Source organism: Delftia sp. ZNC0008, from assembly GCF_000799035.1.
Classification (GTDB): Bacteria; Pseudomonadota; Gammaproteobacteria; order Burkholderiales; family Burkholderiaceae_C; genus Comamonas; species Comamonas tsuruhatensis.
On sequence record NZ_JTKZ01000284.1, the window covers coordinates 4,112 to 14,606 of the forward strand.

Annotated in this window: 8 protein-coding genes and 1 pseudogene; 5 read left to right on the plus strand and 4 right to left on the minus strand. The window is 63.4% G+C overall.

Going from position 1 to position 10,495, the window contains the following annotated elements; genetic code table 11:
• The first annotated feature begins 690 nt into the window (after positions 1–690).
• Both L995_RS09430 and dbpA read left to right on the plus strand, forming a co-directional pair.
• Positions 691–2,367 (plus strand): hypothetical protein, encoded by a 1,677-nt coding sequence (locus tag L995_RS09430; protein WP_047471201.1) that lies wholly within the window; start codon positions 691–693, stop codon positions 2,365–2,367.
• A gap of 341 nt (positions 2,368–2,708) precedes the next feature.
• Positions 2,709–4,109, plus strand: coding sequence for an ATP-dependent RNA helicase DbpA (gene dbpA / locus L995_RS09435; protein WP_016454517.1), 1,401 nt, complete (start codon positions 2,709–2,711; stop codon positions 4,107–4,109).
• Between the two features lie 162 nt (positions 4,110–4,271).
• Here dbpA and L995_RS09440 read toward each other — a convergent pair whose 3' ends face one another.
• The gene (locus L995_RS09440; RefSeq protein WP_047471203.1) at positions 4,272–5,219 is read right to left on the minus strand and encodes a LysR family transcriptional regulator; all 948 of its coding nucleotides are present in this window, start codon (positions 5,217–5,219) and stop codon (positions 4,272–4,274) included.
• A gap of 66 nt (positions 5,220–5,285) precedes the next feature.
• On the opposite strand from L995_RS09440, the gene L995_RS09445 reads away from it, so the two are divergent.
• The 3 genes from L995_RS09445 to L995_RS09455 all read left to right on the plus strand — a co-directional run bounded on the left by L995_RS09445 (position 5,286) and on the right by L995_RS09455 (position 7,067).
• Entirely contained in the window at positions 5,286–6,068 is a 783-nt protein-coding gene (locus tag L995_RS09445; RefSeq protein WP_047471206.1) for an SDR family NAD(P)-dependent oxidoreductase, read from the plus strand.
• Between the two features lie 83 nt (positions 6,069–6,151).
• Positions 6,152–6,619: a MerR family DNA-binding transcriptional regulator gene (locus L995_RS09450; protein ID WP_016454514.1), complete on the plus strand. Its 468-nt coding sequence runs from the start codon at positions 6,152–6,154 to the stop codon at positions 6,617–6,619.
• The gene (locus L995_RS09455; protein ID WP_047471208.1) at positions 6,612–7,067 is read left to right on the plus strand and encodes a PaaI family thioesterase; all 456 of its coding nucleotides are present in this window, start codon (positions 6,612–6,614) and stop codon (positions 7,065–7,067) included. Before L995_RS09450 ends, L995_RS09455 begins: the two co-directional genes overlap by 8 nt.
• Before the next feature lie 98 nt (positions 7,068–7,165).
• On the opposite strand, the gene L995_RS09460 is transcribed toward L995_RS09455, so the two are convergent.
• The 3 genes and pseudogenes from L995_RS09460 to L995_RS09470 form a co-directional block, all read right to left on the minus strand.
• Entirely contained in the window at positions 7,166–8,398 is a 1,233-nt protein-coding gene (locus L995_RS09460) for a multidrug transporter MatE (RefSeq protein ID WP_231574398.1), read from the minus strand.
• Between the two features lie 504 nt (positions 8,399–8,902).
• Positions 8,903–10,018, minus strand: coding sequence for a 3-deoxy-7-phosphoheptulonate synthase (locus tag L995_RS09465; protein WP_047471212.1), 1,116 nt, complete (start codon positions 10,016–10,018; stop codon positions 8,903–8,905).
• Between the two features lie 72 nt (positions 10,019–10,090).
• Positions 10,091–10,495 (minus strand): annotated as a pseudogene (locus L995_RS09470) (hypothetical protein); the annotation flags it as partial.

The window sequence follows — 10,495 nt, forward strand, 5'->3', positions numbered from 1 at the left end:
ACCTTGTGGCGAGCGTGCAGGTCCAGCACATCCAGCGCGGCGCCCATGTGCAGAACGGCGTCGATGGCGAGGTCGTCGAGCCGAGGCGCGGCAGAAGCAGCCGTTGAAGGATCGGGATGATGAGGCATCCTGCGATGCTCGTTGAATCGGCGAGGGGCGTCTCTACGGAATTCGTAGAACGGACGGCAAAGCCAGGATGGTTGTTTTCGGCTTGGATACGACGATGGCGGCCACCCGTGGAAAAGTCTCACCGGAATGCGCAAACCTTCGGAGTGCCGACTGCCTACCTTTACTGCGAGGACGATGATCTTGCCGAAGTGATCCTGGCGTGGAGCAAGCTTGCTCGCGGTGGTCGGGCGCAGGCGAAAAAAGCTGTGCTGGGTTGGTGGCTGGGCGGCAGGGGGAACGCCTGGGCAGCCGCTATGACGGGATGTCGGCAGGATGGGGCGGCAAGAGATTGCTGGCTGCGTATCGATATCGCCAAGAGAAGCTGCTCTTCTCGGATGACGGCAAACGGCCAAGAGCGGGCATTGCTTTTATCCGATAGTCAAATCTAAAGCCGAATTTGCAACGTCGATTGAAAGTCGCAAAGGCTGGATATGGGTGTGTGGACAAAGTGTCAAGCTAACGGGCACCGAGCTTGGACACAATGGCTCCTCAGACGCCTTCTCGCCTTTCTACACCCCCCTCATGTCTTCCAACATCCTGACCTTTACCTGCATCGGCGCTGATGCCCTTATGCTCTCCGCGCTGCACGGTCACCTCCAGACCGCAGTCGGCCAGTTCGCCGACCAGTGGCCCGCGCCGCTGCAAGTTTGCTTCGACGACTGGGAGAAGCCCTTCGTGACCAGTACGTCACTGCGGGGCGAGACGCTGCGCTTCGTGATTGAAAGCTCATCCGGCGACGAATTGGAGAAGGCGCACATCCAGGCACTGCACGACGCCGGCGCGACGCACATCCGAGTGCGCATCTGGTACGGGCAGGTCGGCGAAACGCGAACGCTGCATTACCAAGGCGGCAAAAAGGTTGCTGCCAAGGCCTTCCCGGCGCCGATGCTGACTGAGGAGGAGGCGCTGCTGGAGCTGTTGCTGGACGGCAAGGAGGCTGCCTTCGCCAAGGCCATCAAGGCCGGCGCACCGAAGAATGCCGTGGTCGATGGCACGCCGCTTCTGGTGCATGCGGCCAAGGCCCGGCTAGGCAAGGCGGTGTCGGCGCTGCTGGACGCGAACGTCGACCTAATCGCCTGCCTGGCCTGGGTCGACGAGGTCGCAGAGGTTGTGCAGAGCTACGGCGGCAAGAACACTACGGCACTGCTGCGCACGCTCGTGCAGGCGCCACAGGCCGACCCCGTGGCGCTGTGGCGCTCGGAGTGTGTGCTGCGCGCGCTCTGCGAACATCCCGAACTGCTGGCCTTGCTGGCCTCTCGCGAGGGCGTGGACGTCAACGCGCAGATCCGCTGGGCCCTGCACCCGGAGCAGGTGAGGGGCAGCCTTCTCTTCAACAGTGTGAGTTTCTTTAAGGACCGGCTGGACGTGCTGGCCGTGCTGGAGACACTGGGCGCGCGCTCCGTTGCGCCGCCGGCCATGAGCGATCAGCGCCGCCTGGAGCGCCTGTACTGGCAGGAGCGCGACGCAGGAACCGTTGCCGAGCTGGTCGCCGCGGGGGTGAATCTGGACACCCCGCTGTGGGATGACCGCCCCACCTCCCTGCTGCGTAACGTCATGCGCCACCCGACGATGGGTTGCCAGCCGCTGACCCTGGCCAATGAGTTGCTCACCAACGGTGCCAGCGCCGCGTTCTGGATGGAGCCCGATGCGTTTCAGCGCGAGGTGTTAGTTGGCATTTTCGACGCCAAGGAGCGGGCGCTCATGGCCGACGTCCCACTGAACGGCGACCGACACTTCGTCCCGGCGCGCGATGGTCAGTTGATCTTGGATTTCTTGGCCGGGCTGCTTGCCCAGGGGTTAGACGCCAACATGCCTGTGCGCCTGTGCTTGCACAAATTGACGGGCAGCGGCATTGACGCTGACTTCCGCTACAAGCGTCTGTACTGGCGCGGCTCGCTGCTCGGTGCCGTCGCGCTGCTGCTGTGCGGTCGCGGCAGCGAGATGCGCCCGATCTGCCTACCGCTGGCGGCGCTGCTGCTGAGCTACGGCGCAGCCCCCGATGACGCAGGCGATCTGGTGGATAGCACGAAAGGCGAGATCTACTGGGACATCTTGCTGCGGGGCGACTGGGGCCGCGAGGCGTGGGACAGCCATCCCCCGACCGGCACGGTGGTTGAACGACTTCGCCATCGACAGAACCAAGTGCCGGACGAGGTCGACGCAGAACTCATCGCGATTTTGGAGAAGCGCGGCCGATAGTAGGCCAGCCGACCGCTCGCCAGCCAACGTTTGCAAGAGCCTTCAGGCTTGCATTGAGTTACGCCGATGCGGCCGCAGGTCTTCGAAACTGGGGTGCTCTGGACGACCGCTTTTGAATTTGCTTCGAAGACCGCAATGGGTCGCCAGCCGACTGCTGGCCGGCAGCTTCAGGCTGGTTGCTATCTGTTAGCCCCACGGCAGACCTCTTGCCATCCATGCCGTCAACACCCAGCTTCCCTTCTTCTCGCACATGCCGGCAATGGCCCAGCAAGCCCCTGTTCTTTCTCAGTGACCAGCGTGCCGCGCCCCGGTCCTGAGAGCGCCAAAACTAAAATGCCGCCATGACTGCACCCTCGGCTTCCCCCCATTCCTTCGACAAACTTGCGCTTTCGCCTGCGACGCTCGCCAATCTTGAGCGGCTCGGCTACCTTGAAATGACGGCGATTCAGCTCGCCAGCCTGCCCCCTGCGCTTGAAGGCAAGGATGTGATCGCCCAGGCGAAGACCGGCAGCGGCAAGACCGCAGCCTTTGCCCTGGCGCTGCTGGCCAAGCTGGATACGCGCAATTTCTCGGTGCAAGGCCTGGTGCTCTGCCCCACCCGCGAGCTGGCCGATCAGGTGACGACCGAGATTCGCCGCCTGGCGCGTGCGGAAGACAACGTCAAGGTGGTGACCCTGTCCGGCGGCGTTCCGCTGCGCGGCCAGAACGCGAGCCTTGAGAACGGCGCGCACGTGATCGTGGGCACGCCCGGCCGTGTGATCGATCACCTGGACCGGGGCAATCTGAACCTTGATTCGCTGAACACCTTGGTGCTTGACGAAGCGGATCGCATGCTCGACATGGGTTTCGTCGATGACATCGCCAAGGTCGCCAAGCAGTGCCCCCCGCAGCGCCAGACCTTGCTGTTCTCCGCAACCTACCCTGAAGGCATCGCCAAGCTGGCCGCGCGATTCATGCGTGACCCGGTCACGGTCAAGGTCGCCGCGCAGCACAGCGGCGAGCAGATCGAGCAGCGCTGGTACGAGGTGGACAAGGAAGAGCGGCTGCCTGCGGTGGCTCGCCTGCTGGAGCATTTCCGGCCCGAGAGCACGCTGGCCTTCTGCAATACCAAGGCGCGCTGCCGGGCCCTTGCCGAGCTGCTGCAGGCCCAGGGCTACAGCGCGCTGGAGCTGCACGGCGATCTGGAGCAGCGTGACCGTGACCAGGTGCTGGTGCGCTTCGTGAACGGCAGTTGCTCCGTGCTGGTCGCCACCGATGTGGCGGCTCGCGGGCTGGATGTGACCAACCTGGGCGCCGTCATCAACGTAGACATCACGCCCGACCCTGAAGTGCACGTGCACCGCATCGGCCGCACAGGCCGCGCCGGCCAGAAAGGCCTGGCCCTGAGTCTTGCGACGATGGACGAAATGGGCGCGGTCGGAAACATCGAGCAGATGCAGGGCAGCCCATCCGTCTGGTACCCGCTGGACGAGCTCACGCCGACTCCCGGCGGCCGGCTCCTGCCATCCAAGGCCACCATCCACATCAATGCCAGCCGCAAGGACAAGATCCGCCCGGGCGATGTGCTGGGCGCGCTCACCGCAGACCTGGGCTACACCCGCGAGCAAGTGGGCAAGATCGACATCAACGAGTTCGCAACCTATGTGGCCGTGGACCGCAAGATTGCGCATGACGTGGTTGCCCGGCTCAATAGCGGAAAGATCAAGGGGAGAACGGTGAAGGCGCGCTTGCTCAAGGATTGAGCGGTTGCAGGCGCCGAGGCACGAACGACCACAACGGGTCGTTTCGCGCCAGCCACTGCCCATTCTTGTTTTGTTGGGATCGACGGCCAACGATGGTCCTGGCTGCTCACCGGGTCCGTCGTCCGCGCCCCCGCCTTGAACGGTCTGGAAAGACCGGGCCTGTCATGACTGCGCGGCAGGGTTGGCCGCTTCGGCTTTTTCTGCGGGCGGCTGCAGCGCTTCGGCCAGCGCCGCGCCCAGCGCGTCGATCACTGCCCGCACGCCCGGCACGTTGCGGCGGTCGCGGTGATAGGCCAGGTACACCGGGCAGGACGGCAGTGGCGCATCCACCTCCAGCCGCACCAGGCCGGGCACGGCATGGGCCATGGCGTCGGGCAGCAGGCAGATGCCCTGGCCTTGCTCCGTGGCCTCCTGGCGGGCCAGGTCGGAGGCGGATCGAAAGACGAACCGGGTGGCGCCCCGGCTGGCCAGCCACAGGTTGGAGGCGTCCTGCCGGCCGGTGGCCAGGTCCTGTCCCACGAAATCGTGGCTGGCGAAGTCCTGCACGCGCAGGCGGCGACCCGGCAGGCGCTGCTCGACATAGCCGTGCGAGGCGTACAGGCCAAACGTCAGTTGCCCCGCCCATTTCTCCACCACCACGGCCGAGCTGGAGCGCCCGACCCGGAGCGCGACGTCCACTTCGCGCCGCCCGACATCCGTGAAGCGCGACTCCACGGCCACTTCGATATGCAGCCCGGGGTGCGCGCTTCTCAACTGCGAGAGCACGGCGGTCACCGGCTTCACGAAGCCTTCGCCCATGCTGACGCGGATGGTGCCGGTCAGCGCATGGGCCTTCTCAGCGGGCCGGTCGTCGCGCTTGATGCCGCCCAGTCCCAGCTCGAATTGCTCGGCCAGCTCCACCAGTTCCATCGCATCGGGCTCGACCGTCGTCCCTGCGCTGCTGCGGTGTACCAGGGCGCGGCCCAGGGATTGCTCCAGCGCCTCGATGCGCCGCGCGACGGTGGAGGTGGACAGGCCGAGGGCAGCGCCTGCGGCCAGCAGGCTTTGGTGGCGGTGAAGCGCCAGGAGCACGCGCAGGTCATCCCAGGTGGTGGGCGGTTGGTTTTTCATGAATGCAAATCAGCTTACCAGCGCTGCCCATTCCCAGGCGGGCCCCCCGTCGCAATACTCGAGTGCATGAAAACCCCTTTTGATTTCTCCCAGAAAACCGTCCTGGTGACCGGCGCCTCCATGGGCATCGGTGAAGTATTCGCCAGGGAGCTTGCCCGCCGTGGCGCCAAAGTCGTGCTGATCGCGCGCAGCCGCGACAGGCTCGAGAAGCTCGCCAGCGAATTGCCCGGCGCCGAATTCCTGGTGGAGGACCTGGCCGCACCCGGGGCGGCCCGGCGGGTCTTCGAGGCCGTCAGCGCCAGGGGCCTGCTGCCGGACCTGCTGGTGAACAACGCCGGCTTCGGCACCCACGGCAGGTTTGATGAACTGGCGCTGGCCATGCAGCGGGAGGCCATCGATCTGAATGTGGGCGCCCTGGTGGAATTGACGCACCTGTGTCTCCCCGCACTGGAGCAGCGCCAGGGCGGCGTCATCAACATCGCCTCCACGGCAGCGTTTCAGCCGGTCCCGTACATGGCGGTCTACGCCGCGACCAAGGCCTTCGTCCTTTCGTTCAGCGAAGCGCTCTGGGCCGAGTACCGGCCGCGCGGCGTGCGCGTGCTGGCGTTGTGCCCGGGCGCTACCGACACGGCGTTCTTCGCCCGCGCCGGCGAGGCCGCATCCTTCGGGAAAAAAGCTTCCAGCGAAGACGTGGTTCGCCTGGGGCTGAAAGCCTTCGACGACAACCGCGCCTCGGTGGTGCACGGCTGCGCCAACTACCTGACGGCCCTGGGCGGGCGCATTGTCACGCGCGAGTTCATGGCCCGGTTCACGGCGCGCGTGATGAGGCCTGCCGCGCAGCCGGCTTGAAGACGACTGGCAAGAGACAGCGATAGAAAAAACCTGTCCCCTTCCCAACCCTAGCCCAGCACGAGCCTTGCTAGCCTTGGCACATGCTGATCTCCGAACTCGCCCGGCTCACGGGCGTCTCCATCCACGCGCTGCGGCACTACGAGCGCGCGGGCCTGCTCAAGCCCCGGCGCCTGCCCAATGGCTACCGCGACTATCCGCGCTCGGCCCGGCGCGAGGTGGTGTTCATCGCCATGTCCCGCGCGCTGGGGTTCGGGCTGCCGCGCATTGCGGAGAACCTGCGCGCCTGGCGTGCGGGGCGCATAGGCCCCGGTGACCTGGCCGATGCCGTGCAGCAGCGCGTGCAGGAGATAGACGAACAGATCGCTGCGCTGCAGGCCCAGCGCGCCCAGGCCCTGGACCATGTGCAGTGGCTGCGCGCCCGCCAGGCCGAGCGGGATCTGGCGCAGACGGCACCGGCCCCATCCAACGCACCCGACAAACCCGCCGCGCCCTGGCCGCGCGTGCGCCGTGCCGCTTCACCCACCACGAAGGAGACAGGCCATGACTGAGCCGACCACCCACCCCACCCCATCCACCCAGGCGCTGCAGAACGCCGTGCTGGCCATGCCCATGGCGCGCACCCTGGGCCTGCGCTTCGTGCGTGCCGAGCCCGGAGCCACCGAGCTGGAGATGCCCATTGCCGATGCCCTGTGCTTTCAGCCGGGCCAGTTGCAGGCCACGGCGGTCTTTGCACTGGGCGACTTTGCGGCGGTGTCGGCCGCAGGTTCACTGCTGCCTGCCGGCTGGGCCAATGCCACGGTGGACGGCAGCGTGAAGCTCTTCGCCCCCGCACGCGGCACCCACCTGCGGGCGCGCGGCCGCGTGGTGGATGCCGGCCGCGTGCTCAGCATCTGCGCAGCCGACCTGTATGCGGTGGCCGAGGATGGTCATGAAACGCATTGCGCGACCTGGCTGGGCACGGCGCGCAATCTGGAGCCCAGGCCCGTGCGGGCCTGAGAACGTTCCCCCGCCTCCCCACCCCGTATGTCAGCGCCTGCATCGTGGCGGTTGCGGGGTTGCCGAAGGACAGATCACCTCGCCAAGGGCCACCACTGCTACAGGCTCTGCTTCAAGCCAATCTTCTCTTCGGATAGGGAATCTCGCCTGTTGCGGATAAGCAGGACCAACAGCGCACAGGACAGGAGAGAAGAAAATGAGAAAACATAATTGATCATGGAATAACTGGAGCCATGAAATCCCAATGACATCGGGGCAAAAAACACCAATGCGTAAACAACCCAAAAAATGATTCTTGACGACCAATAAAGGCCTAGCCCGCCAGAAATTGCTGCCGCATAGAAAAACCCCACATCCGTAATTCCTTTGCACACCAAGGAAAGGAACCCCTCCCCGACAATTTGATAACCATTGGCCTTCGATATTTCATAGAACAGCATGAATACAATCAATGCAACAGCCGGAATAATGGCACAATAAATCATCAATGAAGAAGAATCTTTGATGAACTGAAATTGCACTGCCCATCTTCCACGATTTTTTGATATCTCCATCGCCAGAAGAGCACAGACTCCTATGGCAGGCAGTTCTGCCAACAGCAATATGGCAGAAGCTTGGGATTGAATTGCAGAATACATTGCACCCAGCCCTGCAACAGACATTGACAATATATAAAGCAGATATTTTCCAAAGAAAGAATTGGCATAACCAGGAATCAAAACGGCAAATATTCTTCTGCCTGGCAATCCACGAAAATTGAATGAAAAACCGAATTGACAGTATTTCCGCATCAAAGCATATGCGGCAATGGAAAAAATGATGTCACTGAACAGATAGGCAAGAGCGACCGAGTCATCACTCATCCACTCGTTCCTCCCAAGCAGCACCATCACAACAATCACACAGGCTGCATGGAAAAAAACCTGCCACATTCTGAATTTTGCAACGATGGCAGTATGTGATCTTGACTCAAGAACGCAGCTACATACATTGATGATTCCGAAGAATGGAATACACAGAATTATCAATCTTGCCTGCGATACGGCCCCATCCAACAGTTCCTCTGGCAAACCGGATATCAGGGTTTTCGAGATAACAGGAAGCCAATACACCAGAATAAAACAAACCCCGGTGTACAAGAGGACCAACCAGAATAGCAAACTGATGAGTGAATCCGATTGCTCCTTATCTTTGCTGGCAGCCATTTCCGAAAAGAAGATGGCGCCAATACTCGCCGGCAATACAAATAAAAGTGAAGCAAAGGAAAGGGCGATGCTGAATTGGGCAACAAGAGTAGGGCTATGGAAACTAATGGCAAAAATGGTGACCATGGAGGCAAGCGGTGGTGCGGAGCGCCCAACTGCGAGGTCAAATACCCGCTTTGCATCACCAGGCCTCATACCTATCCCTCCTCCGCAGAATCAAAACCCATGATATATGACCCGAATTCTTTGAAATGAAGATCCTGGGTTACATTGAAGCTGCCATTCATTATTCATTGCCCGCCATCCCTGTCACTGCGGAATATGGACAAACATATCGGCGCAATCCTTGAGATACACTGGATGCAACAATAGAAAATCTCTTGAGCCGATATAAAAATCAATCATTCAATGCGAAAATGCATGACGCAATCGGACTGGTCTGAAAAGCGTGATGCGGGCATGCTCTGCCCCAGCATCTGAATGAGATCTCGCAGTCTGCCGACCCTGTCTTTACATCGGCGACCTGTATGCACGCCACTGCGCTGTAGCGGTTGCAGCATTGCAGTCCTGCCGAAGGACAGGACTGCCCCATTGCCTGACGCGGGCCCAAAACAGACCCGGCCAGTCAACTCACCCCCGCAGCTTCGCCCGCCGCGCCTTCACCGCCGCAGCCAGCTGCTGCAGCACAGGCACGGTCTGCTCCAGGCTGATGCAGGCATCGGTCACGGACACGCCATGCGCCAGCGGCTGGCCGTCCACGATGTCCTGCCGCCCTTCCTGCAGGTGGCTTTCGATCATCAGCCCCGTGATGCGGGCATCGCCACCGGCGATCTGCTGGGCCACGTCGGCCGCCACGTCGATCTGGCGGCGGTGCTGCTTGCTGCTGTTGGCGTGGGAGACATCGATCATGACCTGCGGGCGCAGGCCCGCACCTTCCAGCAGGGCGCAGGCGGCCTGCACATGCTCGGCGCCGTAGTTGGGCTGCTTGCCGCCGCGCAGGATGACGTGGCAGTCGCCATTGCCGCGGGTCTCGAAGATGGCGGACTGGCCCATCTTGGTCATGCCCATGAAGGCGTGGGGCGCGCTGGCCGCCTGGATGGCGTCGCTGGCCACCTTGACGCCGCCGTCCGTGCCGTTCTTGAAGCCCACAGGGCAGGACAGGCCACTGGCCAGCTGGCGGTGGCTCTGGCTTTCCGTGGTGCGCGCGCCGATGGCGCCCCAGCTGACCAGGTCGCTGATGAATTGCGGCGACAGAAGGTCCAGGAATTCCGTGCCCACGGGCAGGCCCAGGGCCAGCACATCCAGCAGCAGGGCGCGGGCCATTTCCAGGCCTTCGTTGATGGCGAAGCTGCCGTCCAGGTGCGGGTCGTTGATGTATCCCTTCCAGCCCACGGTGGTGCGGGGCTTCTCGAAGTAGACGCGCATGACCACGAGCAGCTCGCCGGCCAGGGCGTCGGCCTGGGCCTTGAGCTGGCGCGCATAGTCCATGGCCTGGTCGTGGTCGTGGATGGAGCAGGGTCCGACGACGACGATGAGCCGGTCGTCCCGGCCCTGCAGCACGCCGGAGATGGCGGAGCGGCTGGTTTCCACCAGTTGCTGCGCGGCTTCGGGCGCGGGCAGCCATTCCTGCAGCAGGGCCGGGGTGATCAGGGGGCGCACGGCCTTGATGCGCAGGTCGTCGATGCGGGTGGTGTCGTGCGTGCTCAGGGGCACGGCACTGCGTTGTACGTGGGTGGGGGTGGTCATGGCGCTATTGTCGCGCCTTGAGGTTTCCCGACCGGGGCGGGGCAAGTGGCTTGCCCGCCCCTTGGCATCGACTTACTGAGCTGCCGCTGCAGGTGCCGGTGCCGCTGCTGGCGCAGGCGCAGGTGCGGACTCTGGCGCAGCCGGCACAGCGGCCGGTGCCGCGCCATACTGCCAGCCGGCGGGCAGCAGGCCATCGATCCAGTGCAGGCGCCAGGCCATCAGTGCCAGCAAGGCCACCACGGCCAGCGCCACCAGGGTGTTGCGCAGGCCATTGCCTTCCGCATAGGGATCGCCCACCGTGCGCCGCGCGCCCACCGGCACCTTGGCGGTCTGCGACAGGCTGCGGCCCAGCGGCAGGTTGATGCGCATGCGGCCGTTGATGGCCCAGCCGCTGGCGTCCAGGATGGGACCCAGGCTGCGCTGGCGCAGCTTGAGCCAGGCAATCATCATGCTGGGCCCGGAGATGGCGGCAATGAG